Origin of the sequence: Bradyrhizobium sp. PRIMUS42 (assembly GCF_023006515.1) — a bacterium.
Lineage (GTDB): Bacteria > Pseudomonadota > Alphaproteobacteria > Rhizobiales > Xanthobacteraceae > Bradyrhizobium.
Genome location: NZ_JALBGZ010001679.1, coordinates 1 through 223, shown reverse-complemented (window position 1 = coordinate 223; position 223 = coordinate 1). Strand labels below are relative to the sequence as shown.

Sequence of the window (223 nt, the reverse complement as noted above, 5' to 3'; positions counted from 1 at the left end):
GGACGATGAGCTCGTCAAGGCCACCGCCCTGACCAAGGACGGCGCCGTCATCCACCCGAACTTCCAGCCGAAGGCGTAAGGAGAGATCGCCATGGAGCATGCTGCACAGGTCGTCGACCCCTTCATCTTCCGGCTGTCGATTTTCGTCCTCGCCGTTTTCGTCGGTTATTTCGTGGTGTGGTCGGTGACGCCGGCGCTGCACACGCCGCTGATGAGCGTGACC

1 protein-coding gene is annotated in these 223 nt (G+C 62.3%); it reads left to right on the top strand.

Going from position 1 to position 223, the window contains the following annotated elements; all coding sequences use genetic code 11:
• Nucleotides 1-91 precede the first annotated feature (91 nt).
• The coding region (locus tag MOV75_RS42260; RefSeq protein WP_247008443.1) for a proton-translocating transhydrogenase family protein at nt 92-223 on the top strand (132 nt) is incomplete at its 3' end.